Below are 24926 nucleotides of genomic sequence, written 5' to 3'. Positions count from 1 at the left end.
GTGATGGTCTCGTTGCTCGCGGCGGATGGTCAGACCATCGTCGAGGCGCTGATCCTCGGCCTGATCGAGGGTCTGACCGAATTCCTTCCCGTGTCGTCGACCGGCCATATCCTGTTGGCCGGTCACTTCATGGGGTTCGAGTCGGCGGGAAAGACCTTCGAGGTCGTCATCCAGCTCGGCGCCATTCTCGCGCTGCTGCTCGTCTACGCCCAGCGTCTGCTGGGCGTGGCGGCGGCCGCGCCGAAGGATCCGGCGGCGCGGCGGTTCATCGCCAGCATCCTGCTGGCGTTTCTGCCGGCGGCGGTGATCGGCGTTCTGGCCCATGATTTCATCAAGACGGTGCTGTTCGAAACCCCATGGCTGATCTGCGCCATGCTGATCCTCGGCGGCATCGTCCTGTTGTTCGTCGACCGGATGAAACTGACGCCCCGCCATACGGACGCCATGCGCTATCCGCCGGGTCTAGCCTTCAGGATCGGGCTATGCCAATGCCTCGCCATGGTCCCGGGTGTGTCGCGTTCGGGCGCCACCATCGTCGGCGCGCTGTTGATGGGTACCGACAAGCGCTCCGCCGCCGAGTTCTCGTTCTTCCTGGCCATGCCGACCATGGCCGGGGCCGTCGTCTATGACCTCTACAAGAATCGCGACGTGCTGAGTTTCGACGATACGGCGATCATCGCCATCGGCTTCGTGGCCGCCTTCGTCACGGCGTTGCTGGTGGTGCGCGGCCTGCTCGCCTATGTCGGCCGGCGGGGCTTTGGCCTGTTCGGCTGGTGGCGGATCGCCATCGGCAGCGCGGGGCTGTTGGCCCTGTTTCTGATCGGCTAGACGGGGTCCTTGCGCGCAGGTTCGGCCATGGCCGTCGCCACGGGCGCGGGCGGCTGAAGCGCGGCCGGCTTCTCCGCCACCGCTTCGTCCTCGTCATCCTCGGCCAACCCCTTGCGGAAACTGCGGATGCCTTTCGCCATGTCACCCATGAGATCGGAAATCTTGCCCTTCCCGAATACAAGGACGAGCAGCAGGATGACGAGCAGAGCCTTGATGGCCATCGGAAACCTCCGGTTAAGCCGCGCTGGTGGCGGATGAAGCGGTACTTAAGCCTTCCACAGCGGGACTGCAAGGTGGTGCCGGCGACAACCGGGTTCCGGCGGACCGCCAAAGACGCTAGCATCCCAGCATGCGCCGCCCTTTTTTCACCTTCGGATATCTGTTGATGCTGGTCACGGCCCATCCTGTCCAAGCCGCCGACACCCTGCCCGAAGGCTTCGTGTATCTGGAGGAGACGGTCCCGGGACTGCGCGTCGATCTCGCCTATTCGGGAACCGAGAACTTCGTCGGCGCGGTCGTGGACGGTTACGAAGGGACGCGTGCCATTCTCTCCGCCCCCGCCGCGAAGGCCCTTGCCGCCGTTCAGGAAGAATTGCGACCGTTCGGTCTCGGCCTGAAGGTGTTCGACGCCTATCGCCCGCAGCGAGCGGTGGCGCACTTCGTCCGCTGGGCCGAGATGCCCGACGATCCTGACATCAAGGCGCTCTACTACCCCGACATCGACAAGCACCGCTTGTTCGAGGAGGGCTATGTGGCGACGCGGTCAAGCCACAGCCGTGGCAGCACGGTGGATCTGACGGTGGTTTCGCTGGCGGATGGCGCCGAACTGGACATGGGCACGCGGTTCGACTTCTTCGGCCCGGAATCCTGGCCAGGTCACGAGCCGTTATCCGACGAACAGCGGGCGAACCGGCTCCTGCTGCGCCTTGCCATGGAACGGCACGGGTTCAAGCCGTTCGACAAGGAGTGGTGGCACTTCACCCTGACGAACGAACCCTTTCCGGACACCTATTTCGACTTCCCCGTCCGCTGACGGGCGCGGCCGTTCAGGCGGATGCGCTGGGCCGCGCGGCGAACGCCGCTCGCCAGCGGACGATATTGGGAAAGTCCTCCGCCGCCTTCACCCCCACATAGTCGCCAAAGCCGAGGGTCGAATAGAGCGTGCAGTCGGCCACCGTCGGCGAGCCCCCCGCGACGAACGGACGCTCGCCGATTTCCCGGTCCATGACGGCCAGGGTCTTGCGGTAGCTGTTCAGCGCCATCGTGGCGGCCTCGGAAGATTGCGGCCCCTTGTCGGCGAAGAACGGCGAGACGTTATGGACATAGTGCGCGAGCTCGACCATCAGCCCCAGTTCCGCCAGCCGGTCCAGTTCACGGATCCGGGCGCGCTCCAGCGGCGAGGTGCCGAGCATGGGCGGGTGCGGATGCAGTTCCTCGAGATATTCGATGATCACCAGGGACTCGCGGATCACGGTGCCATCGTCCAGTTCGAGAAACGGCACGACGGCCAGGGGATTCTTCGCCAGCATCTCCGGCGTCCGCAGTTGATGCCCCAAGACGTCCACATCGATGAGCTCGAGCGGAATCCCCTTCTCGGCCGCATAGATGCGGACCTTCTGAGGATTGGGCGCGGCGAAATTGTAGAGTTTCATGGCGAGTTCCCCTGTTCTTCGGCGAGGGGACCACAGGCCAATCGGATAATCAATTGATCCGGCGGGATCGTTCCGCGCTCACCTTGGCGTCATCGGCAAGGACGACGACATGGACGGCGCGCACCTCCTTCGGTGCACGCCGTTCTACAACGGCTTGGCCAGGCGCGTCCGGTCAGATACTGGTGCCGGCGCGTTCGGCTGCCTGGGCGCGCGCGGCGTCCTTGTCCTGGAACCACAGGGCGTTGATTTCGATGAAATCCTTGGCTGCCGGGGGAATCTCGTGGTCGGCGAAGATCGCGCCCACGGGACAGGCGGAGACGCAGACGCCGCAATCGATGCACTGCTCCGGCTCGATATAAACCATCCGGTCCTCGTCTTCCTGGTAGATGCAATCCACCGGGCAGACTTCCATGCAGGACATGTCTTTGACGTCGATGCAGGCGTTGCTGATTACGTAGGTCATAAGCTCCCGAGCCTCATATGTGCGGCCGATGTCCAGGATCGCGAATCGCCCCGGTTCGGCCAATGCTTTGGTATCGGCGTGCCTGCCAATTCTACCACCCGGAACGCGCCGTGCCCTGGTGAAATATGTGGGCTGACGGCGGTCGAAGGTGGTTCTCTCCCCATGGAAAGGCCCGCCGTCTCCCGACGCGCGCAGTACACCCGCGAGGGTATGCCAAGTCAAGCGTGACTTTATGCGGCGTTGCCTTACAGGGGTACACCATGTAACGTTGCTTTGGGGAAAAAAGTCACAGTTGAACGGGGTAGATGATGAATACTGAACCTTTTGCCAGTGTATTCGCCAGAGCCGTCGGCGCCGACGCGCTCGCCGGCGATTCCGACAGCGACATGCAGGCGCTGTTTCCCCTGATGCCCCTTGGCCAGACCGTGGACATGGGCCACGCGCCGGACGGTACGCCGCTGATCGACCCGCGCCTGTTCTATTCCGCCGAATTCCGGCGCAATCCGTGGCCCTATTACCGGCTGATGCGCGATCACTATCCCGTGTTCCACAACCAGCTGAACAACACCTATTACGTGACCCGCTATGACGACATGACGGAGTGCTACTTCGACGATATCGGCTTCAACACCATTCCAAAGGGCTCGTCCAACGGCGTGCTCGGCAATGTCACCCACGAGCTGAGCGGCGTCGAGCATCGCCGCCGGCGCAACCTGTTCGGACAGCATCTGGTCGGCAAGGCGCTGGACAACCGCGTCCCCGCCATCGAGCGGCTGGCACAGGAGATGATCGACGACTGGGAAAATGTCGACGCGCACTGGAAGATCGACCGCGACGGCGTGCGCACCATCGAACTGGGTCAGGCATTCGCCGACGCCTTCCCGGTCCGCGTGGTCTGCGACGTGCTGGGCTTCCCCAAGGAAGCGCGCGGCAACTTCGTCTACTGGTACAATTCCATCATGGGCGGGCTGGGCGCCTCGGAAACCCACAAGCAGGGCATGGAAGCCCGCCAGCACCTCGAGGACTATGTCGAGTCCATCGTCGAAGAGCGGCGCGCGCGGCCGACCTTCCTCTATGACAATGACGGTAACGTCATCGGCAAGGACATCATCTCCAAGCTGTGCGAGAGCCAGGTGGACGGCGACTACCTGTCGACCGAGGAGATCACCGCGCTGATCGCGCTGGTAGTCGCCGGCGGTGGCGAGACCACGCGCGGCACACTGATGAACATGTGGTACTCGTTGCTGCAGCATCCGGACCAGACCGATGCCGTCGCGCGCGACGAAAGCCTGTGGGACGCCGTGTTCCACGAGACGCTGCGACACTCCAACCCGATCGGCGGCCAGCCGCGCCACAACACCTTCGACGTGCAGATCCACGGCATCCACATTCCTGCCGGCTCGCTGATCGAGATGGTCAACTTTTCGGGCAGCCATGACGAGCGCATCTTCAAGGACCCGGACAGCTTCAACATCTTCCGTCCCGACCTTTATACCGGCAAGCTGCTGCGCAGCGGCTACCGCAAGGAAGGCAAGTGCAGCCACATGGCGTTCGGCGTCGGCCCGCACATGTGCCCCGGCGCCTGGATTTCGCACCAGGAAGCCGTCATCGGTTCGCGGATCATCGCCCGGACCATGAAGAACCCGCGCATCAATGTGGACCGGATGCCCAAGGACATCGACGGCGTCAGCCTCGCGCCCATCGGCATCAACAAGACCCGCGAGCTTTGGCTCGACTACGATCTGGCCTAGGACACGCGCAATGAGCACGGAACTGAAGGAAGCGGTGAAGCCGCCGAGCTATGGCGCCGGCGCGCCCGACAAGGACGCGTTCACCGGCCGCAACGGCGTGCCGCTCTACGCCCGCAACGGTGTTCAGTCGGACTACCGCACCTATGAAATCTATCAGCGCGAGCGGGTTCACGAGGCGACCGACAAGATTCGTCCGATCCAGCTGGTGTCCGAGGAGTTCGCGCGCGATCCCTACCCAGCGCTGGAAATCCTGCGCGAGAACTATCCGTTCTACCGCGACTGGCTGGGCAACTCGTTCTGGGTCACCCGTTATGATGACGTCACGTCCATCTTTACCGACGAAGCCAATTTCGAAACCCGTCCAAAGCGCTGGTTCTACGGTATCGAGGATCTGGGGCGCGATCTCGGCCAGGAATTGCCCGTCCTGGAAGCACAGGCCCGGGGCATCGACGCCAATGCGGAACGGATCGCGCGCGAGATCGTCGAGGGCTTCGCCAGCAATGGCGGCACCGACCTCGCCATCGAATTCGCCGCGCGCTTTCCCATGGAACTGCTCGCCTGCGTGCTCGACCTGCCCAGGCAGGACTTTCCCCAGTTCGTCGAGCGGTACTGGCGGATGCAGCGCGGCCATCTGTGGGAGCCGAAAACCAGGCAGAGCGGTCTGCAGGCGATCCGGGATCTCGTGGCCTACTTCCGCCCACTGATCGAGGCGCGCCGCGCCGCGCCCGGCGACGATCTTGTTTCGGCGATCGCCGGACTGGACACGGATGGCGGACCGGCGACGGCCGAGGATCTGGTCATCACCCTGCTGGAACAGGATCACGAGACGCTGCACGGCGCGCTGTCCAACATGTGGTTCCTGCTCCTCACCCATCCCGAGCAGATGGAACGGGTCAAGGCCGAACGGCGCATGCTCAAGTTTGCCTATCTCGAGACCCTTCGCCATTCCGCGCCGGTGCTCACGGCCCACCGGTTCTCCCGGCACGAAGTGGAACGGTTCGGCCGGCTTATTCCCATCGGTGCGCTGCTGCACTGTTCGGCGGCGGCCGCCAATCGCGATCCGCGCCAGTACAAGAACCCTGACGACTTCATCGTCGGTCGCAAGGATCTGTGCCAGCGCGAACCGAGAGGGCAATACCGGGCCGATGGCCTGCCGGCCGGCATCGCCGTCGGACTGGGCAAGCCGACCCGGCATCCGGCCGTGCCTGAAGATCGTCCGCGCTCGCTTTATGCCATCACCCGCGACACGGCGACCACCGCGTCCAACGTGCTTCTGGAGATGCTGCCGGCTCTGAAATTGAAGCCCGGCGCCGCGCCAACCCTGCGCTGCCTGCGGCTTGGCGAGATGCATACGTGCTGGAGCCTGCCCGTCATCTTCTGACCGCTTGATTTCAATCATTGTCAAGTCAAGCGTGACTTTTGATTCATTGCCAATCGACCAGCCAGGATGTAGGTTGGCGAAAATCTGGCCCAAACCGAACCGAGTGAGGCCCACAGTGGAATCCATCACCTCTTTTCTGAACACGATCGCGGACACCGATACGGACAGCGGCAGCAGCAACGCCGATACCGGCCAGTTCCCGCTGATGCCGCTTGGTCAGGCATGCGACATGGGCCACGCGCCCGATGGCACGCCCCTGATCGACCCGCGCATCTTCAATTCGCCGGAATTCTTCCGGAATCCCTATCCGTACTACCGGATCATGCGGGATCACTACCCCGTCTTCTTCGACAAGTTGCACAACTGCTACTACGTCACCCGGTATGACGACATCACGACCTGCTATTTCGACGATGAAGGGTTCAACACGATCCCGAAAGGCTCGTCGAGCGGCGTCCTTGGCAACACCCAGCTCGAGCTGAGCGGCGTCGAACATCGCCGCCGCCGCAACTTGTACGGCCAGCATCTGGTCGGCAAGTCGCTGGACAACCGCATGCACGCCATCGAGAGCATCGCCAAGGAGATGATCGACGATTGGGATACCTTGGATGAGAGCATCGTCCAGGACTCCAACGGTGTGCGCACCATCGACATCGCTCGCGCCTTCGCCAACGAGTTCCCCATCCGCGTCGTGTGCGACGTGCTCGGCTTCCCGAAGGAGTCCCGGAAGAACTTCTACTTCTGGTACAACTCGATGATGTCCGGTCTTGGCGGGTCGGAAACCCATCACATCGGTCTCGAGGCACGCCAGCATCTGGAAGACTATGTCGAGACCCTGGTCGAGGAACGCCGCGTGCGCCCGACCTATCTCTATGACGCGGCCGGCAATCCCAGCGGCAAGGACATCATCTCCAAGCTGTGCGAGACCCAGATCGACGGCGATTATCTGTCGACCGAGGAAATCACGTCGAATATCGCGCTCGTCGTCGGCGGCGGCGGTGAAACCACCCGCGGCGCCATCCTCAACATGTGGTACCTGCTGCTGCAGCACCCAAACCAGTTCCAGGCCGTTTCCGAAGACGAGACGCTGTGGGATGCCGTGTTCCACGAGACGCTGCGCAATTCGTCGCCCATCGGCGGTCAGCCACGTCACAACTCGTTCGACATCGAACTGCACGGCGTCAAGATTCCGGCCGGCTCGCTGATCAACATGGTTGATTTCTCGGCCAACCACGATGACCGCATCTTCAATGATCCCGAAGGTTTCAATATCTTCCGGCCGGACCTGTATAGCGGCAAGCTGCTGCGCAGCGGCTACCGGAAGGAAGGCAAGTGCAGCCACATGGCTTTCGGCGTTGGTCCGCATCTGTGCCCAGGCGCCTGGATCTCGCATCAGGAAGCCGTCATCGGATCGAAGATCCTGTGGCGCTACCTGAAGAATCCGCGCATCAACGTGGCGAAAATGCCGAAGGATATCGATGGCCAGAGCCTCGCACCGATCGGTTTGATGTCGGTGAAGAATCTCTGGATCGACTACGACCTCAACTAGGGCTTATCCCATGAGCACGACAGAAACGACCCGGACCGTATCAGGTACCGGAACCTCCCAGCCTGCGACGGCTGCGGCGACGCCCAAGATCACCTATGGCCGCAACGGCGTGCCGATCACGCCAGGCGGTGTGAAGGGCCATGGTTTTCGCACTTATGAAGTCCATCAGCGCGAGCGGTTGGGCGAATCCACGGCGAAGATCAAGGCCGGGCAACTGATCTCCCCTGAGTTCGTCCGCAATCCCTACCCGTTCCTGGAGATTCTGCGCGAGAATTATCCCGCCTATCGCGACTGGCTGGAAAACTCCTACTGGATCACCCAGTACAACGACGTGACGTCGATCTTTACCGACGATGCCAACTTCGAAACCCGACCGAAGCGCTGGTTCTACGGCATAGAGTCCTATGGGCGCGACCTGCGACAGGAATTGCCGGTGTTGTTCGCTCAGGCGAAGGGCATTGACGATAACGCCGCCGCGGTCGCCGAAGAGATCATCGCTGATTTCTCGGGCAACGGACGCGCCAACCTGGCCATCGACTTCGCTGGCCGTTATGCACTGGAGCTGCTTGCTCGGGTACTCGACCTGCCCAAGGCCGACATCGGCCTGTTCTCGCAGCGTTACTGGCGCATGCAGCGTGGGTTCAATTGGGAGCCGAACGCGGAACAGGACGGTCTGGCGGCGATCCGCGAACTGACCGAGTACTTCCGTCCCCTGTTGGCGGCCCGCCGCGCCAATCCGGGAAGCGACCTGATCTCGGCCGTCGCCATGCTGGATGCCGATGGCGGCGAAACAACCGCCGAGGATCTGGTGATCACGCTTCTGGAGCAGGACCATGAGACCCTGCACGGCGCATTGTCGAACATGCTGTTCCTGCTGCTCACCCATCCCGAGCAGCTCGACCGTGTCATGGCGGAACGGCGTCTGGTGAAGTTCGCGTATCTGGAAACGTTGCGTCATTCCACGCCGGTGCTGTCAGCCCGCCGCTTCGCGCGCCATGAAGTAGAACGCTTCGGCAAGCTGATCCCGGAAGGTGGCATGATGATCTGCTCTGCCGCTGCGGCAAACCGGGATCCGCGCCAGTACAAGGATCCCGACGTATTCGTCGTGGGCCGCAAGGACCTGTGCCAGCGCGAGCCGCGGGGTCAATATCGGGCCGACGGTCTACCTGCAGGCATCGCCTTCGGCCTCGGGGCGCCGACCAAACATCCCGCGGTGCCCGAGGATCGTCCCCGGTCGCTTTATGCGATCACCCGCGATACGGCGACCACAGCGGCATCGATCCTGCTGGATTCGCTTCCCAATCTCCGGCTGCAGGCGGGCGCCAAGCCTGAACTGCGTTCGCTGCGGCTTTGGGAAATGCACACATGCTGGAACCTGCCCGTCGAATTCGACGCGCGCTGACCCCTCTTCCATGATCCTGGAACGGCCCTCCTTCGGGAGGGCCGTTTTTCGTTTCGGTAACCGGCGAGGATTTGTCGGCCGCGTCGAGCCGAGGCGGTGGTGCCTGGCGCTGTCCGGTGATCCAGGTCACGTTCCCGATGCGGAACATCCGAAACGCCACGAACGTTAATGAACCAACATCAATGAACCATGGAATATCAGATGACCACGAAGACAGAACACCCTGTCGCCGGGGACGTCTCGGAGCAGTATGCCCACCCCGACGACATCCTCAATGACCGCTCGCTTACCAACGCTCAGAAGATCAAGACGCTGAAAGAGTGGGAGCAGGATTTGCGGCAGCTCATGGTCGCGTCCGAGGAAAACATGCCTGGCACGACCGCGGGTCAACCCGCGGAATCGCTGCAACACGTCCGGGAGGCGCTGGCAACCTTGTCCGCCACCGGACCAGGGGACAAAGGCTCTCCCTCCAAGACAGGCTGAGCCACTCCATTTTTGAACGAAAACGCCGCCATGACATCATGGCGGCGTTTCTTTTCATGCACCGGGCTGCGGCGGGGTCCGGTCAGGGTCGGAGATAGGTGGAACTTCGTCTGGCACCTCGGTGGGAGCCGGCGGCTCCGGCGGCTCGTATTCAGGCGGTGCCTGCTTTTCGATGGGCACTTCAGGCTCCGGCCTTTCCGGATGGGAAGGGGTATCCGGACGCGATGACGGCGGGGTCGACATGATCGGTCTCCTCGAAGCTGCTAGCTGGAATGAGAACGACCTGTGGGCGATGCCGGTTCCTCAGGGCGATCGACCTAGAAGGAAGCAGGCTTATTCGAGCAGGCGGATGCGAACCGCCAGGCTATTCTCCCGTCGTCATGCCGAACACGGTGCCGCGGTGAGATGGCTCGGCATAGATATAGGGCGGCAGGTCCTGTAGTTGCTTCTTGGTGGCGTTCACGCCCAGTCTACGACCATCACTGGACACGACGATACCTGACCAGTCGATGGCGACATGCCTCTCACCGCCGCCCAGAAAGCCGCCAACGCCCACGACGACCATTTGGACATTACCCTTTTCGTCCACCTTCACGCCCTCGACCTCGCCGATGATCTGGTCGTCGAGATTGTGGACTTCGCGGCCGACGAGATCCTGCGCGGCGACCGATGTGACCTCTTCTCCGCCCGGCGCGGCGGCGGCGGCGATGATCGGCGGATTCCCCGCGATCTGGTCTTGGGCGGCAACGGGTGCCGCCATTGCCGCTATCAGGCCAAGAGCGATAACAGTCGCGGGTCCACGCACGGCAGATCCTTCCTTGTGCGAAACAATTGCCTCGTGAACATCGGATTGTCGCCAAAGTTCCAGACAGGTGGTCGGGTCTGAAAAATGACGGAACCTCCTCCCGGGCCTTCGAGTTGTCTTAAATGCCGGCAATCGCCGGCGCTTCCATCGCGCGAGAGGAGAAACGATATGAATCGCTATCGCGAACGCCATGAAGGCGACCATTTCCGCCACAACGATGATGAGCCTCGCGGGCATGACCGGGACGACCGGTACAGCCCCAATTTTCGCCAGCGAGGCGACCATCGTCGTTGGAACACCCACGGTGACTGGAGAAGCGAACGTGACGATCACGGCTCGGCCCACCCCTTTGGTGTCGGGGCCGATGCGGCCTATGGTGAGCCGAATTACAGTCGCCCGCTCCGCAATTACACGCGCCCTGAACGTGATTATGCGCGGTACGAAATCGACGATCGTGATGAGTGGGGACGCGGGCCGCGATATCCCGAATCCCGCCCCGGTACGCTGCGGCAGGTCTCTGGGCAGACAACGGAAGACGCCTTCTGGTCCCCCAATTACGGACCAGACACTGGTGACCGACTGACTGGGGAGGATCTGCGCCGCTATGCGAGAAGCGTGGATCCCGAGTATGAAAACTGGCGCGAGGATCAGTTGCGGGCGCACGATCGCGATTATCACGCGTGGCGCGCCGAAAAGCGCCGCGCCTATGATGACGAATATGCCAAGTGGCGTGAGGAGCGACAGTCGAGATTCGGTCAGGATTTCGGTGATTGGCGCACCCAGAAATCCAGCCAGACCTCTGGAGCGAAAGCCACCGAAAGTGACCGGCGTGGGTTATCAGCGTCGCGCGTGCCCGAACCGGACCGCTCGTCCAAGAAGCACGACGCCTGAAAGTGACATGGGCCGCCTTGGGCGGCCCATTCCTTTCCTATTGCTTCCCCGCGATACTATCCCGGTTGGGTGGCTGCGCAGTCGGACAGACGATCAACCTGTCGCATGACGTCGTCCAGTGCGGCGTTCCGCCTGCCGCCGCGTTTCCGCGGGGGAAGATTACCAGCACCGGAAAGCAGCCGCTCCATGTCGGTTCTGGCCCGCGCCACGCGGCTTTTGATCGTCCCGACAGGGCAATTGCATAGCTGAGCAGCCTCTTCATAGGAAAAGCCGCCTGCCCCGACGAGGATGAGTGCATCCCGGCGCGACGGAGTCAGATGCATCAACGCCCGTTGCACATCACCCAGCGCGAGTTGATGGTCCTGACCGGGCGCCGTCGAAAGCGCGCGTTCGGCCATGGTTTCGTCCCATTCTCCGGTGAACCGGGCCCGCCGGACCCCCGAGAGAAAAAGATTGCGCAGGATCACGAACATCCATGCCTTGAAATTGGTGCCAGCGTGAAAGCGCTTCCGCGCGTTCCATGCATTGAGCATGGCGTCCTGCACCAAATCGTCGGCGCGGTCGGCAGCGCCTGATAGACTACGGGCGAAGGCGCGCAAATGGGGAATGATGTCTCGTAATTGCCGCTCGAAGTCGGCGTCGCTCAGAACCGTAGGAATTTCTTCCGGTTCAATGGCGTTATCCATCAGTCACAGTATCCTTTACACTCCAAGCAACGGAGAATTCCGTGCTTGTCAGGATCGGTCTTGTGACCTCGTCAAGATCGTCGGGTCCGATTCCAAAGACTACAGCGAGAAGTCTTTCCCCACTGACTGCAACAATAGACGCCAATCCGCTACAACGCGTTAACCTGGATCAACAGCATCTCACTATTTTGTTAACTGTTACGAAATCGCAGACGTCTGGGATACGCGTCAAGATGCAGATAGGACGGATCAAAATCGCACAGCGCGACCAGGGCATCCCGGTCAACCAGTTCGATCCATTGTCCATTCTTGGTGATCAGACCGCAGTCGCGGAACCGTTTCAGCACCCGGTTCACATGGATCGACGTGAGCCCCAACGCGTCTCCGATCACCGACTGTGTCAGCGGCAGGCGAAAGCTTGTCCCCTGACCTTCATCGACCATCAGCGCACGTCGATGAAGCTCGAGGACGAAGTGCGCGATACGCTCCGCCGCGTTGCGCCGTCCATTGCGCACGATCTGCTCACGCAGCATTGCCTCTTCCTGGACCGCGGTCCACCAAAGCGCCTGGGCGATCCGGCCTGAACTGTTGAATACATCAAGAAGGTCTTCGGCGCGGAACAGCTTGACGTTCATATCCGTGAGCGCCGTCACCGAGTGGTCGGCCTGTGCGGCGACAAACACCTGCAGGTCAAACATGTCACCCGGCATCAGCACGTTCAACACCTGCCGCCGACCGTCAGAAAGCAGCGTATAGCGCATCGCCCAGCCGCTCTCGACGATGAAACCGTGGGTCGGCGAGTCACCGGCTCTGATCAGTTCCGCCCCACGCATGACGTCCATATAGCGGCCGGGCAACTCAAGGAGTGGCTTGGTAGCGTCGTCGTCGAAGTCGCAGTAATATTTCAGCCGTTTCACGAGGCTCACCACGTTGCCGTCCCCTGGTAACCACAGATCGACCCTGGAAACGCGAACGATGGCCAAACGGCCCCAGTAGCCCTTGCTGACAAACGCTGGACTGACTGCACTGTTCCTCAGGTCATGGAACCATGACGCATTCCACGCCGTTATCCAAGCTCACGCCAGCAAGGAGAGCCAGATGACCGACAAATGGAAGAATCAGGGCGAAGGCGACAAGGAAAGCGCACGCAAATACAATGAGAAGACCGAGGCGTTTGCCAAGTCGGGCAAGGTCGAAGCGGCCGCCAAGGACGCCAAGGAGGCTCTTTCGAGCGATGAACGCGAAGAGCTGCTGAAGGCCGAGAAGGCTGGCAAGAGCCACGCCAAGCATTGACCGTGAGGGGCGGAGACGCGCATTGACGTCTCCGCCCTTTTCTCCAAGAGTTACAGCGGCGCACGACAGGTTGCGCTGAATACGGTCAGGTGTAATGGTTCGCCCGTTGTAAAGGGGAACCCATGACCGCTTCCGCTCCGCCTGCCGCGCCGGCCAACACGACCGGACGTATTGTCGTCGCCAGTTTCATCGGCACGGCGATTGAGTTTTATGACTTCTACGTGTATGCAACGGCAGCGGCGCTGGTGTTCGGCCCGCTGTTCTTCCCCCATGAATCGACATCGGCGCAGCAGTTAAGCTCGTTCGCGACTTTTGCCATTGCGTTCGTGGCCCGGCCGCTGGGGTCGGCGCTGTTCGGCCATTTTGGCGACCGCATCGGTCGAAAATCCACTCTCGTCGCTTCCCTCGTGATCATGGGAATTTCCACGACTCTTGTCGGGGTACTGCCCACCTATGCCGACATCGGCGTCGTCGCCCCGATCCTCCTCTGCCTTCTGCGCTTTGGCCAAGGCATTGGTCTGGGTGGCGAGTGGGGCGGCGCCGCGTTGCTGGCGGTGGAAAACGCGCCGCCGAACCGCCGCGCATGGTTCGGCATGTTTCCCCAGCTGGGCGCGCCGGTCGGCTTCATCGCTGCCAATGGCCTGTTCCTGCTACTCGCGATGCAGTTATCCGAAGAGCAGTTCCGCGACTGGGGCTGGCGCATCCCCTTTCTCATGAGCGCCGCACTTCTGGTCGTCGGTCTGTACGTACGCTTGAAGCTGACCGAAACGCCTTTCTTCCAGAAAGCACTGGATCAGGGCGAGAAGCAGCGCATTCCCTTGGGCACGCTGTTGCGCAGCTACCGCAAGGACACCGTGCTTGGCACCCTGGCCATGGTCGGCTGCTACGCCGTGTTCTACCTTGCCACCGTCTTTGCCTTGGGCTACGGGACCAAGACGCTGGGTTACAGCCGAGAGGCGTTCCTCGCCCTGCTCTGCGTCGCCATCGCCTTCATGGCGGTGGGCATCCCCATATCAGCATGGTTGAGCGACAGGTGGGGACGCCGGCCCGTGTTGCTGACCGGGCTGGTCGCGACCGCCACCATGGGCTTGCTGCTGGGGCCAATGTTGTCCAGCGGCTCGACCCTCGTCATCGGGCTGTTTCTGTGCATGTCCCTGCTCTGCATGGGGCTGATCTTCGGCCCGATGGGCGCGGTGTTATCCGAGTTGTTCCCGACTCACGTGCGCTACACCGGCGCCTCGGTGACCTATAATCTGGGGGGCATCCTGGGCGCCTCGCTGGCGCCATTCGTCGCCCAGATCCTGGTGGACATGGGCGGCCTCCACTGGGTCGGTGGCTATCTGATCGCCGCGGCCCTGATCAGCTTCGTGGCCATCTGGCATATGCGGGAGACCCGCGACGAAGCGTTGGGCTGATCGCCCATAGGAAAGTGGAATACGCGATGAGGACAGTTTTCGGCGCCGCACTCTTGGCATGTCTGACCCTGGCGACGGCCGGCAGGGCTGAAAACCTGGGCTATCCGGCGCAGGACCTGCTGTCGACACAGGCCGACGTGCTGGGACGCGGGATCACCTATCCCTCGGGCCCCGCGAAGGTCAGCTCGGCGATCGTGACCATCAAGCCCGGCGAATCGGGACAACTGCACCGGCATCAGATTCCCATGTACGCCTATGTGCTTCAGGGTGAGATCACGGTGGACTATGGCCCGCACGGCACCCGGACATTCCGCAAGGGCGACGCCCTCGTCGAGGCGCAGGAAGTCCCGCACCGGGGCATGAACAAGGGAAGCGAGCCGGTCGCCCTTCTGGTCGTCTATATCGGCGCCGAAGGCGTGGCGAGCGTGGTACCGGTGGAATGATGGAACTCGCCTTGCAGGCTTAGGGCGGCGCGGGATTGCTCCCCGCCGCCCCTGCCAGTCAGGCTTCGAGGGTGATCGCCCCGGCGGGACAGACCTCGATGGCTTCCTCGACTTCCTGGCGCAGATCGTCGGTATCGATCTCCTCGACCAGAAGCTTGGGATAGCCGTTTTCGGTGCGCTGAAAGATGGTCGGATGGTTGTAGTAGCACTCACCCGCCTTCAGGCACTTCCGGTAGTCGACTTTCACTTTCATCGCCGTCACTCGGGATCGAATGTTAGCCACAGATCGTCAGGCGACCGGAAACCGCCTGAATCGATGTTGGGAGACTTGATCCCCTCGTGTTCGGCGAATTTGGGCCGCAGGTTCTTGAGCGACTTGGCGAAGTAGGTGCAGGCCAGAACCGCTTCCTGCCGCGCCATCGCATAGCCCATGCAGAAATGCTGACCCATGCCGAAGCCGAGATGGCCAGGCTTGCCATCCTTGTACCGGCCGGACCGGTTCTCGCGGCCCATGTGGAGATCGTCGCGGAAGGCATCGAACGTGTCCGGATCCTTGAACACCCGCTCGTCGCGGTTGCCGGCACCCAGATAGATCAGCACCATGGCGCCCTTGGGGATCACCTCGTCATAGAGCGCCATCTCGTTGACGGTGCGGCGGCCCTGCGTATGGACCACCGGGTCATAGCGCATCATCTCGGTGAACACGTTCTCCCACAGCTCCGGATTGGCCCGGACGCGGTCATACTGGTCCGGCCGCGTGTACATCATGTGGTACATCATGTTGGCGATGGCCTTGTCGGTGGTATCGCCACCGGCCGCGAGCAGCAGGGCGACGAAGCCCTTGATCTCGTCCATGTCCATCTTCACGCCGTCGAGCTCGGCCGCGATGATGCGGGACAGCAGGTCCTCGCCGGGATTCTTCTCGCGCTGCTTGATCAGCGGCTCGAGATATTCCCACATTTCATTGCGCGCCGCGATGCCGCGGGCCAGATGCACGCCGCCGAAGCCGAGGCCCGCGATCAGCGCCTGGTACCAGCCGACGAACATGTTCTCGTCCTCGCGCGGCAGGCCGAGCATGTTCGAGATCACGCGGATCGGGAACTGGTGGCTGAACTGGGTGACCAGTTCGACCTCGCCATCGTTGCGGAACTTGTCGATGAGTTCGCGCGCGATCATGTCGATCACGGGCAGAAAGTCGTTCAGCTTCTGGCCGACGAACTGTCCGGCGATCACGTTGCGCAGCCAGCGGTGACGGTCGCCCCGGCCATATTCCAGGATGTTCGGGCCGAACACATGGCGCGAGCCGAATTTGTATGGGCCATCCTCTTCGTAGATTCCGCGCGTGTAGGCTTCGCTGTTCTGGAACACGGCGTCGACATCCCAGTAGCGGCTGATCACCCACCTGTTGTGGAAACGGTCATGGTAGACCGGATGATGGTCGCGCAGACGCTGGTAGAGCGGAAATGGATTGCGCTGGAACTCCGGCGCGTCGAATTCACGAGGATCGATCTCGTTCTTCAAGCGCTCGCGGATCATCTCTTCAACGGCCGACATGTGCTCTCCCCAGTCCACATGGCATCGCACCCCGTGGCGACGCCTCAAGGTCCACCAGATGCTAGCGCAGTCGCCAGCGCACTTACAAGCACGGATGACGGTGAAAACGGCGCGTTGAATTTCAGCATCGGCGGTAGCCGTTTGCGCCCGCCGCTCCTATCATCGGTCGGCATGGACTTTGGGGAGATGTCGCATGACTCATGATACGGACAAGACCGCCCGTCCCGGGCGGCGCGAGATTTTGCTGGGCGGCGCGACGCTGGCCGCTGCTGCCACGATGGCCGCCGGCGGCGCCGCGGCACAGGCGGCCGCGGCGCCCACCACCGCGGGCCGATTTGCCGGCAAGAACGTCCTCATCACCGGCGGAACCTCCGGCATCGGCGCCGCCACCGCCAAGGCCTTCGCCGCGCAGGGCGCCGCCGTCGTGATCTGCGGCCGGCGCGAGAACGTCGGCAGGCAGCTCGAGAGCGAGATTCGCGCGGCCGGCGGCAAGGCGACCTACATCCAGGCCGACGTGCGGGAGGAGGCCCAGGTCGCGGCCTTGGTCGATGCCTGTGTCGCCGCCCATGGCGGTATCGACATCGGCTTCAACAATGCCGGCATCGAAGGACCGTTCGGCGCCTTCATGGACGCGCCGCTCGACGGCACCATGGGCTATCACGACACCATCCGCACCAATGTGGACGGGGTGTCTTACGCCATGCGCCATGAGTTGCGCGTGATGCTGCCGCGCAAGTCGGGGATCATCATCAACACGGCGTCCATCGCCGGCAGCAAGGGACTGGGCGGCAACGCCGTCTATGCCGCCACCAAGCATGCCGTCATCGGTCTGACCCGGTCGGTGGCGCTGGCCCATGGCAAGGACGGCATTCGCGTGATCTCGGTCTCGCCCGGCGCCGTCGACACCCCCCTGCTCCGCCGTGTCATCGGCGACGACATGGAAGCCGCCGGACGCGCCAACCCGAGCGGGCGGGTCGCGCAGCCGGAAGACATCGCCGCCGCCGTCCTCAATCTGGCGGCCCCGGAATCCAGCTACATCAACGGCGCCGATCTGAAGATCGACGGCGGCGCGACCGCCTGACAGGGAGAAAGACGTGACAGATATCGAAAAGCTGCTGGCCATCGAGGAAATCAAGCAGCTCAAGGCGCGGTATTTCCGCTCCATCGACACCAAGGAATTCGACACGCTGCGCACCGTGTTCGCGCCCGATGCCGTCTTCGATTTCCGCGAAGCGCTGCGCGATCCCGTGGCCGGAACGCCCGAGGGCTATACCGAGCATGAGCCGGTCTCCGGGCTGGAGAACATCGTCACCTATATCGGCGGCGCGCTGGCCAACGCCCAGAGCGCCCACCATGGCCATACCCCGGAGATCGAGCTCCTGTCCGAGACGACGGCGCGAGGGATTCATCCCATGGAGGACACTGTCAAGAACGGCACGTTCTTCTTCCGAGGCTACGGCCACTACCGCGAGACCTATGAAAAGATCGACGGCGCATGGCGGATCAAGACGTCGCAACTGACCCGTCTTTTCGTCAAGATCGAGAGCCGCTGACGGTCCTGCCCCTGCTTGTGATGACAAATCGCAAGCGGGGGCGTATCCTCCAACCGTTGGTTGCCCGAGATCCTGACACGACGTCGATTCTGGGGAGCATAGGCGGCAATGGTCTCTCTCGGGCGTTCGCGCAGCAAATGGGGAGTCTGACCATGGGCACCGTCACAGGCGTGAGCTCCGATTACGCCGAAGCCAAGATCCACAAAATCCGCGTCGCCGATCTTCGCGATGTCCTGCGACAGGGTATGCGGGATTACGCCAGCAACCGCAGCGACGTGCTGTTCTTGTGTCTCATCTATCCACTGCTGATGTACACGGTCGTTCGCCTGGCCTTTGGCTATGGCGTCATTCCGCTGATCTTTCCGATCGTGTCCGGATGCGCCCTGCTCGGCCCCGTCGTCGCGGTCGGCCTCTATCATGTCAGTTGGCGGCGTGAACAGGGACTGGAGACCCACTGGCGCGACGCCTTCCAGGTTTTCCGGCTGCCAGGCATCGGCAGCATCGCGGTGCTCGCGGTGCTGCTCGCCACCCTGTTCATGGCGTGGCTGGCGGTCGCGATCACGCTGTATCAGTCGACTGTCGGCAGCGGCGCCATCTGGTTCATGTCGCCGGGAGAATTCCTCGCCGAGGTATTTGGCACGCCGCGAGGCTGGCTGCTGATCGGCGCGGGGAATCTGCTCGGACTGATGTTCGCGGGCGTCGTGCTGTCCATCAGCGTCATTTCGTTCCCCCTGCTCGTCGATCGGGACGTGGGTCCGGTGGACGCGGTCCTGACCTCGCTGCGCGCGGTCGCGGCCAATCCGCTTCCCATGGCGGTCTGGGGACTGATGGTGTCCGGCCTGCTGCTTCTCGGCGCGTTGCCGTTCTTCGTCGGGCTGGCCGTGGCGATGCCGGTGCTCGGCCACGCCACCTGGCATCTCTACCGAAGGGTTATCACGCTGCCCTGAACCGACGGGAAAATTCTCGTTCTCGGAAATGCCCGATGGCGGTCAAATTGCCGCCACAGGACGAAGCGACTTTACCGGTGTTGGCCTCGTCAGCCCGGTCACGATCTCGGAATTCAGCCCCCAAGCCCTATCCGAGTTTGTGACCGGGCGCTTATTTTTTCGACGCCGCCAAACGGAGTGGCTAGCGGCCACTCTCCCCAAGACGACGCACCTTCGCGAACCACTTGTCGCGCGTTTTCGGCCCGGCGGCTTCCACCATGCCGAAAAGCGTGTCGCTGACCGGGCTGAACCCGACGAAGGAGAGAATATTGCGCTTCAGCGCCTTGAGGCCGTGCGCACCGTAGAACCAGCGATACGCTGTCGCGGGCATGCCCATGGTGACGATGAGGCGGGCGCTCTTGCCTGCCCAGAGCTTCTCGGGCAATCCCTTGTCGCGGTAACGGAACGCGATGCCAGGCCGCATCACCTGCTCCAGGAATGCCTTCAACAGGGCCGGCATGGTCCCGAGCCACAGTGGAAAAACCAGGACGAGATGCCCAGCCGCGCCGATGGACTCGCAGGCGGACCTCAGGGAGTCCGGGACCGGTTGATGCTCGAACTCCCGCTGCGAAGACAACAGCGGGATGGCCAGAGTCGCCAGATCGATGAAGTCGACCTCGTGCCCCGCTGCCCGCGCGGCGGTCACATACGCGCCGGCCAGCGCCCGGCACAGCCGCTCCGCGGCGGGATCGGGATGCGCGAGAATGACGACGATTCGCTTGTGTGCCACGGACGTCTCCATGCCGCGCAGATTAGCGCGCGAAGACGAAGTCGGATTTGTTCTCGATCAACGAAAGAACAGCCGCCCGGCGAAGGGATACCGGGCGGCTGCGGGAGGGGACGGCCTGGCTGCTGATCAGGCCGCCGTCGAGAAACTCCAAGGCTGGCAGGTACACCCGCACCATAAGCCGGGTCAACCACCGTGAACAGACTATCTGCCCTGTTGTATACACTTCGTCCGGCCGGACATCTGCGGCAATGTTTCAAAACAATGCCGACAGGGTTTGCCGCCGCCTACGCCGATCTGACCGCGAGCCGTAGATCATCCACGAACCGGCCATATTCCCTTTCCCGGGCGTCAGCGTCCGGCAGGCGGAGCAGGTAGGAAGGATGGACGGTCGCCAGCACGTTCAGGTCGCCGATTGCCATGATCCTGCCCCGGTTCTTCCCGATCGGCAGTGCTTTTCCGGCGAGGCTTTGGAGGGCCGTGGCACCCAACGCGACGACGAGGCGCGGCCTGACCACCTCCAGTTCGCCGGAAAGCCAGAACCGGCATGCCTCGATTTCGCCCGCGTCGGGCTTCTGATGCAGCCGCTTCTTGCCGCGCGGGGTAAACTTGAAGTGCTTGACGGCATTCGTGACATAGGCCCGGGTCCGGTCGATCCCTGCCTCGGCGAGCGCCCGATCCAGCACCTCGCCCGCAGGGCCGACAAACGGCCGGCCCGCCAGATCTTCCCGGTCGCCCGGTTGCTCCCCGACCAGCACGAGTTCCGCATCCTCCGGACCTTCGCCAAACACCGTTTGAGTCGCCGGCTTCCACAGCGGGCACGAGCGGCAGCGCGCCGCCTCTCGCGCCAGCGCCGCCAGCCCCGGAAGCATCTCCCCGGCGTCAGCACGTGACATGAGATGCTCCTGACTCTGCGGCCTGGCGTTCGGTTGCTGGGGTCCGGCGTCCACCATCTGCGCGGACCGGGACGCCGCCTCCCTGATCAGGGGGGCGATCAACGGTGCCTCGGGGAGATTCTTCCAGTATTTGCGCGGCATCTCCGAGCGCATGGCCGACACTTTGAGGCGGGCCGGATTGAAGATTGATGCGTAATAGGTTCGCCATAGGTCCTCCGCGTCGTCGACCTCCGCCGGAGGCTTCGGAACACCGGGGCCGATCGTCAGGTCTATACCGTTCCAATGGGCACTTTGTTCCGGCGTCAGGATCGACCACCGCATCGCGGCGAAACGGCGCTGGAAGAACGGCGCCGCAGCTTCGACGATGTGATGCTCCGGCTCGAACCAGGACACGTAATGAATGCCCCTCTCGTCCGGGTGCTCCCGGAACCGGACGAAGGCATGCATCTTGTGAATGTCCCGCCGCACCGACTTCGCCATGCCTTCGATCCGTGCAACCAGCGGATCGACGCTGACATCGAGCAGCCCCTTCTCCTCCCGTAGCCGCCATAGCAGGGTGTACAGCAGCGCGAACCGGGCTGGCTCCTTGTGCAGGATGGCCGTACGCGCCAAAGGAAGGAATGCGGCAGGGACCGTCAATTCGCCTGTCTTTGGCGGCGGCGGCGCTGCCTCCCCGGCAAATAGATCATCCTCGTCAACACACCATATCAACGCGTCCGGAACGACGCCCGCCGCGGCGTAGCGACGCGCCATGCGACGCCACCCGTCGAAGTCCGTTTCTCCGGCCAACCGGATGGTCGACATGCTCAGAACGCCAGGCTCAACTGCTTCGGTGGCGGAACCAGTCTTGCCTTCAAGGCGGCCCCGTCGAGCAATGCGGTGGATGGCCGGTGATCGCTGAGAATGACGAAGGGGAGCACGCGCGCGACGGGAACGCGCAAGCGGCCAAGGTCCTCGACACGGATGAAACGGTGCCTGCGCGAGGCGATGATCCTCTCGACCGCCTTGCGCCCGAGACCGGGCACGCGCAAAAGCCGCTCGCGCGGCGCGCGGTTCACATCGACCGGAAACTCGCCCCGGTGCCGCAGCGCCCACGCAAGCTTGGGGTCCATGTCCAGCGGCAGCATGCCATCATCCGCACCGGCGATTTCAACGACATCGAAGCCATAGAAACGCATCAGCCAATCGGCCTGATAGAGTCGGTGTTCGCGCACCAGCGGCGGTGCGACTAGGGGCAGCGCACTGCTGGCGTCGGGAATCGGGCTGAAAGCCGAATAGTAGACGCGCTTCAGACGATAGGCGCCGTAAAGGTTGGCGCTGGTGTCGAGCACGTCCCGATCTGTCGCTGCGTCGGCGCCGACGATCATCTGGGTGCTCTGGCCGGCCGGCGCGAAGCGCGGCGCGTGCTTCTCGGCACGGGCTTCCTCAAGCCTGAGGCGCAGGTTGCCCATGGTCCGCCGTATGGCGCGGCTATCCTTTTCCGGCGCCAGCGATGCCAGGCTGTCCTCGGTGGGCAGTTCCACATTGATGCTGAGCCTGTCGGCATAAAGACCTGCCTCGGCGATGAGGGCCTGATCGGCATCGGGGATCGTCTTCAGATGAATGTATCCCCTGAAGCCATGGTCCACCCGCAGGCTGCGCGCGACACGCACCACCTGCTCCATCGTGTAGTCGGGATTGCGGATGATGCCGGATGACAGAAACAGGCCTTCGATATAGTTGCGCCGGTAGAAATCGAGAGTCAGGCCCACGGCTTCCTCGACCGTGAACCTCGCCCGGGGGACGTTGCTGGATGAACGATTGATACAATAGAGACAGTCGAACGCGCAGGCATTGGTCAGCAGGATTTTCAGCAGCGATATGCAGCGTCCGTCCGGCGCATAGGAGTGGCAGATGCCCATCCCCTCGGTGGATCCGAGTCCCTTGCCGTCGCGCGAGTCGCGTCGGTCCGTTCCGCTCGAGGCACAGGACGCATCATATTTCGCGGCATCGGCCAGAATGGCCAGCTTGCGCCGGATGTCCAACGGCACCTCCTCTATGTTCTTCTTTTGTTCTATACAACTCCTGGATGAATGCCAAGGCATTGATTGACATCGAAGCTCTATCGCTTCCGACAAAAGAAGGAGCCCGGGAACCTAACCAATCACGCGTCGTTGAATGAGGACTACTCCCCCACCGATGTGAAAGGATAGTTCCATGGGTAGCACCGCTGACAAGGTTAAGGGCGCCGCCAACGAAGCCGCCGGCAAGGCCAAGCAGGGCGTCGGCAAGGCCGTCGATTCGCCGAAGCTGCAGGGCGAAGGCAAGGCGCAGGAGTTGAAGGGCAAGGGCCAGCAGGCTCTTGGCGAAGCCAAGGAGAAGGTCAAGAAAGCCGCGGACCTCTAATCGAGGCGCTTGCTTCTTCCGACCCGATAGGAGGGCGGCTCTCGGTGAGCCGCCCTTTTTCCGTCTAGCGCTTACGCGCCTTGCGCGCGGCATAGCGCGCATCGCGTTTCGCTTTACGCTCGGCTTCCAGTTCGAGTTCGCGCTCGGCCTGGTTGATCTTCTCGGCCTCCAGACGCAGCGCTTCTTCGCGCGCAGCCTGTTCCCGCTCGGCGGCGGTGGCGGCCAGTTCCGCTTCGCGCCGCGCCTTTTCTTCAGCCTTGGCGGCCTTGCGTTCGGCAAGCCGTTGCTCACGGGCTTCGGCGACCGCCTTCTTGGCTTCCTGGCGTTTGGCGAACTCAGGATCATTCAGCGGCGATTTTGCCTTCGCTCGCTCCAGCAGCGCCTGCTTCGCCGCCGCCGAATCCTTCAACCGGTCGGAGAAGCTCCCGGTTTCCTTACCCTTCATGTCGTATAAACCTTCAGATCAATGTCATCGCGGGTCGCCAATGGCGACGTGAACCGCTGTTTAAGACCTAAACAGCGGTAAAGTCCACAAGGCGATGAGATTCACTTCCGAAAGATGGCGTCAGGCGACCGCGGCATCGACGGTGGGATACATCTCGATAATCTTGGAAAATCCACTGACCGTGAACACTTCCTGCACACCGGGCGTCAGCGCGGCCAGCACGATCTTGCCGCCCTTGGACTTGGCGGTCTTGGCGGCGGTCAGAAAGACGCGCAGTCCCGCGCTGGAAACGTAGGTGACACCGGCACAGTCGATGACCACCTTTCCGGCCCGGTCGGCGAGTGGCACGAGCGCGGCTTCCAGCGCAGGCGAGGTGATGCTGTCGACCCTGCCCTCGGGACGGACGACCAGCGCATCGCCGACTGTTTCGCTTTTCACTTCCATGTTGTCCTCAACGTTCTGTTATTCGTGACCGATGGCTGTCACAGCGGCGCCATGAACAGGATCGGCGACGCCGTGCGAATGTCCGATATGACCGCGGAAACCGCCTGGGCGATCAGTTCCAGATTGCCGACTTCCTGTATCCGCGCCGACAGCCGTTCGATCTCGGCGGGCGACATGAACAATTCCAGAATCCGCGTCTCATAGGCAAGGCTGATCAGCGCCACGTCCTCGGACGAGGGAATATCATCGCTCATCAGCGTCGACAGGATACGCAGCTTGGCTTCCTGCTGAATGACGCTGCTGAGCGGCGGATAGCGCCGGCTCTTGAGCACCCACAGGAATGATTCATCCTTCTTCGCCAGAATCTGCCGGTCGACCAGCCGCTGGAGCGCGAGCGCGTGAATTTCGCGCGCCACTTCCATCACGTCATAGACCGCCGTCTGGATGGGCATGCGCTCGCCCTTCCCCGCCAGGTATTTCAGCGCCAGGTCGAGATGCGGCTCGCCGGTCGGCTCGGGATTGACGATGAACAGCTCGGTCACGTCATTGTCGATTCGACCGCGGAACGCCAGATCGATCAGGCTGGCGCCAGCGACAGCGGCGCGAACGGCGAGTTCCTCGCTCCATCGCAGCAGCTTGCCCTCGTCGTTCACCGTGAGAAGAATGATCTCTTCGCAGACCGTGATGGACATCGCGCGCCTCATGTGTCGGAAATGCGTCCGGCCGCTCGCGTGCCGAAGCCTGTGCTGATCCGCATCCAGCCTCGACGAACCCCTTGCCCTGGCCGGATGCACGCCGAAGGTAGCCGCTTTTATTCGCAAAGAGAACGGCGTTTTTCCCTATCCCACTGCTCCTTCGGATGTCGACATCGACGCGAGTCGATGGAAGTCCGCG

General features: G+C 62.6%; 29 protein-coding genes. 15 read left to right on the top strand and 14 right to left on the bottom strand.

Annotated elements, in window-relative coordinates:
• The first annotated feature begins 3 nt into the window (after positions 1 to 3).
• A complete protein-coding gene (locus tag WJU17_RS00940) occupies positions 4 to 828 on the top strand; it encodes an undecaprenyl-diphosphate phosphatase (RefSeq protein ID WP_346325473.1) in 825 nt (274 codons plus the stop codon).
• On the opposite strand, the gene WJU17_RS00935 is transcribed toward WJU17_RS00940, so the two are convergent.
• On the bottom strand, positions 825 to 1049 hold the full coding sequence (locus WJU17_RS00935; RefSeq protein ID WP_346325472.1) for a twin-arginine translocase TatA/TatE family subunit: 225 nt from the start codon (positions 1047 to 1049) through the stop codon (positions 825 to 827). The two genes, WJU17_RS00940 and WJU17_RS00935, sit on opposite strands and share 4 nt — an antisense overlap.
• A gap of 128 nt (positions 1050 to 1177) precedes the next feature.
• Here WJU17_RS00935 and WJU17_RS00930 point away from each other — a divergent pair, with 128 nt between their 5' ends.
• Positions 1178 to 1861, top strand: a complete 684-nt coding sequence (locus WJU17_RS00930; RefSeq protein ID WP_346325471.1) for a M15 family metallopeptidase — start codon at positions 1178 to 1180, stop codon at positions 1859 to 1861.
• A 13-nt stretch (positions 1862 to 1874) separates the two neighbouring features.
• Here WJU17_RS00930 and WJU17_RS00925 read toward each other — a convergent pair whose 3' ends face one another.
• Together WJU17_RS00925 and WJU17_RS00920 are read right to left on the bottom strand one after the other, a co-directional pair.
• Positions 1875 to 2480, bottom strand: coding sequence for a glutathione S-transferase family protein (locus WJU17_RS00925; protein ID WP_346325470.1), 606 nt, complete (start codon positions 2478 to 2480; stop codon positions 1875 to 1877).
• Positions 2481 to 2652: 172 nt separating this feature from the next.
• Positions 2653 to 2943, bottom strand: a complete 291-nt coding sequence (locus WJU17_RS00920) for a 4Fe-4S binding protein (protein ID WP_346325469.1) — start codon at positions 2941 to 2943, stop codon at positions 2653 to 2655.
• Between the two features lie 305 nt (positions 2944 to 3248).
• Here WJU17_RS00920 and WJU17_RS00915 point away from each other — a divergent pair, with 305 nt between their 5' ends.
• From WJU17_RS00915 to WJU17_RS00895, 5 genes are all read left to right on the top strand, one after another.
• Positions 3249 to 4694, top strand: coding sequence for a cytochrome P450 (locus tag WJU17_RS00915; RefSeq protein ID WP_346325468.1), 1446 nt, complete (start codon positions 3249 to 3251; stop codon positions 4692 to 4694).
• 10 nt (positions 4695 to 4704) lie between these two features.
• Positions 4705 to 6075 carry a hypothetical protein gene (locus tag WJU17_RS00910; protein WP_346325467.1) on the top strand — a complete coding sequence of 457 codons (1371 nt, stop codon included), beginning with the start codon at positions 4705 to 4707 and terminating at the stop codon, positions 6073 to 6075.
• Between the two features lie 115 nt (positions 6076 to 6190).
• The gene (locus WJU17_RS00905) at positions 6191 to 7624 is read left to right on the top strand and encodes a cytochrome P450 (RefSeq protein WP_346325466.1); all 1434 of its coding nucleotides are present in this window, start codon (positions 6191 to 6193) and stop codon (positions 7622 to 7624) included.
• A 10-nt stretch (positions 7625 to 7634) separates the two neighbouring features.
• Positions 7635 to 9026, top strand: a complete 1392-nt coding sequence (locus WJU17_RS00900) for a cytochrome P450 (protein WP_346325465.1) — start codon at positions 7635 to 7637, stop codon at positions 9024 to 9026.
• A 201-nt stretch (positions 9027 to 9227) separates the two neighbouring features.
• Positions 9228 to 9509 carry a hypothetical protein gene (locus WJU17_RS00895; RefSeq protein WP_346325464.1) on the top strand — a complete coding sequence of 94 codons (282 nt, stop codon included), beginning with the start codon at positions 9228 to 9230 and terminating at the stop codon, positions 9507 to 9509.
• A 364-nt stretch (positions 9510 to 9873) separates the two neighbouring features.
• Here the strand turns inward: WJU17_RS00895 and WJU17_RS00890 are convergent, their stop codons facing one another.
• The gene (locus tag WJU17_RS00890) at positions 9874 to 10269 is read right to left on the bottom strand and encodes a PRC-barrel domain-containing protein (RefSeq protein WP_346325463.1); all 396 of its coding nucleotides are present in this window, start codon (positions 10267 to 10269) and stop codon (positions 9874 to 9876) included.
• Positions 10270 to 10482: 213 nt separating this feature from the next.
• On the opposite strand from WJU17_RS00890, the gene WJU17_RS00885 reads away from it, so the two are divergent.
• The gene (locus WJU17_RS00885; protein ID WP_346325462.1) at positions 10483 to 11205 is read left to right on the top strand and encodes a hypothetical protein; all 723 of its coding nucleotides are present in this window, start codon (positions 10483 to 10485) and stop codon (positions 11203 to 11205) included.
• A gap of 56 nt (positions 11206 to 11261) precedes the next feature.
• Here the strand turns inward: WJU17_RS00885 and WJU17_RS00880 are convergent, their stop codons facing one another.
• Both WJU17_RS00880 and WJU17_RS00875 read right to left on the bottom strand, forming a co-directional pair.
• Entirely contained in the window at positions 11262 to 11891 is a 630-nt protein-coding gene (locus tag WJU17_RS00880) for a sigma-70 family RNA polymerase sigma factor (RefSeq protein WP_346325461.1), read from the bottom strand.
• 191 nt (positions 11892 to 12082) lie between these two features.
• Complete coding sequence (locus WJU17_RS00875; RefSeq protein WP_346325460.1) at positions 12083 to 12820, bottom strand: Crp/Fnr family transcriptional regulator; 738 nt, start codon at positions 12818 to 12820, stop codon at positions 12083 to 12085.
• A gap of 169 nt (positions 12821 to 12989) precedes the next feature.
• Here WJU17_RS00875 and WJU17_RS00870 point away from each other — a divergent pair, with 169 nt between their 5' ends.
• From WJU17_RS00870 to WJU17_RS00860, 3 genes are all read left to right on the top strand, one after another.
• The gene (locus WJU17_RS00870; RefSeq protein WP_346325459.1) at positions 12990 to 13184 is read left to right on the top strand and encodes a hypothetical protein; all 195 of its coding nucleotides are present in this window, start codon (positions 12990 to 12992) and stop codon (positions 13182 to 13184) included.
• A 122-nt stretch (positions 13185 to 13306) separates the two neighbouring features.
• Positions 13307 to 14599, top strand: coding sequence for an MFS transporter (locus tag WJU17_RS00865; RefSeq protein WP_346325458.1), 1293 nt, complete (start codon positions 13307 to 13309; stop codon positions 14597 to 14599).
• 26 nt (positions 14600 to 14625) lie between these two features.
• Entirely contained in the window at positions 14626 to 15042 is a 417-nt protein-coding gene (locus tag WJU17_RS00860) for a cupin domain-containing protein (RefSeq protein ID WP_346325457.1), read from the top strand.
• 58 nt (positions 15043 to 15100) lie between these two features.
• On the opposite strand, the gene WJU17_RS00855 is transcribed toward WJU17_RS00860, so the two are convergent.
• Together WJU17_RS00855 and WJU17_RS00850 are read right to left on the bottom strand one after the other, a co-directional pair.
• Entirely contained in the window at positions 15101 to 15295 is a 195-nt protein-coding gene (locus tag WJU17_RS00855) for a ferredoxin (RefSeq protein ID WP_346325456.1), read from the bottom strand.
• Between the two features lie 5 nt (positions 15296 to 15300).
• On the bottom strand, positions 15301 to 16596 hold the full coding sequence (locus WJU17_RS00850; RefSeq protein ID WP_346325455.1) for a cytochrome P450: 1296 nt from the start codon (positions 16594 to 16596) through the stop codon (positions 15301 to 15303).
• A 193-nt stretch (positions 16597 to 16789) separates the two neighbouring features.
• Between WJU17_RS00850 and WJU17_RS00845 the strand changes: the two genes are divergently transcribed.
• From WJU17_RS00845 to WJU17_RS00835, 3 genes are all read left to right on the top strand, one after another.
• The gene (locus WJU17_RS00845) at positions 16790 to 17677 is read left to right on the top strand and encodes an SDR family oxidoreductase (RefSeq protein ID WP_346325454.1); all 888 of its coding nucleotides are present in this window, start codon (positions 16790 to 16792) and stop codon (positions 17675 to 17677) included.
• 13 nt (positions 17678 to 17690) lie between these two features.
• Complete coding sequence (locus tag WJU17_RS00840; protein WP_346325453.1) at positions 17691 to 18149, top strand: nuclear transport factor 2 family protein; 459 nt, start codon at positions 17691 to 17693, stop codon at positions 18147 to 18149.
• A 152-nt stretch (positions 18150 to 18301) separates the two neighbouring features.
• The gene (locus WJU17_RS00835; protein WP_346325452.1) at positions 18302 to 19096 is read left to right on the top strand and encodes a DUF2189 domain-containing protein; all 795 of its coding nucleotides are present in this window, start codon (positions 18302 to 18304) and stop codon (positions 19094 to 19096) included.
• Positions 19097 to 19277: 181 nt separating this feature from the next.
• Here WJU17_RS00835 and WJU17_RS00830 read toward each other — a convergent pair whose 3' ends face one another.
• The 3 genes from WJU17_RS00830 to WJU17_RS00820 all read right to left on the bottom strand — a co-directional run bounded on the left by WJU17_RS00830 (position 19278) and on the right by WJU17_RS00820 (position 22782).
• Positions 19278 to 19865, bottom strand: a complete 588-nt coding sequence (locus tag WJU17_RS00830; RefSeq protein WP_346325451.1) for an NAD(P)H-dependent oxidoreductase — start codon at positions 19863 to 19865, stop codon at positions 19278 to 19280.
• Between the two features lie 284 nt (positions 19866 to 20149).
• Positions 20150 to 21562, bottom strand: coding sequence for a UdgX family uracil-DNA binding protein (locus tag WJU17_RS00825; protein WP_346325450.1), 1413 nt, complete (start codon positions 21560 to 21562; stop codon positions 20150 to 20152).
• A gap of 2 nt (positions 21563 to 21564) precedes the next feature.
• Positions 21565 to 22782: a putative DNA modification/repair radical SAM protein gene (locus tag WJU17_RS00820; protein ID WP_346325449.1), complete on the bottom strand. Its 1218-nt coding sequence runs from the start codon at positions 22780 to 22782 to the stop codon at positions 21565 to 21567.
• A 172-nt stretch (positions 22783 to 22954) separates the two neighbouring features.
• Between WJU17_RS00820 and WJU17_RS00815 the strand changes: the two genes are divergently transcribed.
• A complete protein-coding gene (locus WJU17_RS00815) occupies positions 22955 to 23143 on the top strand; it encodes a CsbD family protein (protein ID WP_346325448.1) in 189 nt (62 codons plus the stop codon).
• 64 nt (positions 23144 to 23207) lie between these two features.
• Here WJU17_RS00815 and WJU17_RS00810 read toward each other — a convergent pair whose 3' ends face one another.
• The 3 genes from WJU17_RS00810 to WJU17_RS00800 form a co-directional block, all read right to left on the bottom strand.
• On the bottom strand, positions 23208 to 23588 hold the full coding sequence (locus WJU17_RS00810) for a DUF6481 family protein (RefSeq protein ID WP_346325447.1): 381 nt from the start codon (positions 23586 to 23588) through the stop codon (positions 23208 to 23210).
• Between the two features lie 120 nt (positions 23589 to 23708).
• Positions 23709 to 24032: an STAS domain-containing protein gene (locus tag WJU17_RS00805; RefSeq protein ID WP_346325446.1), complete on the bottom strand. Its 324-nt coding sequence runs from the start codon at positions 24030 to 24032 to the stop codon at positions 23709 to 23711.
• Positions 24033 to 24070: 38 nt separating this feature from the next.
• Positions 24071 to 24724 (bottom strand): GPP34 family phosphoprotein, encoded by a 654-nt coding sequence (locus WJU17_RS00800; RefSeq protein WP_346325445.1) that lies wholly within the window; start codon positions 24722 to 24724, stop codon positions 24071 to 24073.
• Between the last annotated feature and the right edge of the window lie 202 nt (positions 24725 to 24926).

It is taken from the genome of Iodidimonas sp. SYSU 1G8 (assembly GCF_039655775.1).
In the GTDB taxonomy this organism is placed as follows: Bacteria; Pseudomonadota; Alphaproteobacteria; order SMXS01; family SMXS01; genus RI-34.
The sequence above is the reverse complement of the archived record's forward strand: the minus strand, read 5'-3'. Positions and strand labels throughout refer to the sequence as shown.